A 263-nucleotide genomic window follows, 5' to 3' on the forward strand; every position below is an offset into this window, starting at 1 on the left:
GGTGCTAGGAGTAGGTCCGGTTGTCGGCCATGAGCTGGCGGCAAGCGATTTGATTGACAAGGTAGCTTTCACCGGCGGAACGGCGACAGGCAGAAGCATTATGCAGGCTGCAACCGGAAACCTGAAAAAAATCTCGCTGGAGCTGGGCGGCAAATCGCCCAACATCGTTTTCGCTGATGCAGATTTTGAGACAGCCGTCGAATTCGCGATGTTTGCCATTTTTGCCAACCAAGGGCAGGTATGCTCCGCAGGCTCCCGCTTGC

The 263-nt window shown here is 55.5% G+C and carries 1 protein-coding gene; it reads left to right on the forward strand.

The annotated features are described in order from the left end of the window. Window positions 1-263, forward strand: a 263-nt coding sequence (locus MXD62_RS08830; protein WP_248828895.1) for an aldehyde dehydrogenase family protein, incomplete at both ends; no start/stop codon positions are given.

Source organism: Frankia sp. Mgl5, assembly GCF_023242985.1.
In the GTDB taxonomy this organism is placed as follows: Bacteria; Actinomycetota; Actinomycetes; order Frankiales; family Frankiaceae; genus Parafrankia; species Parafrankia soli.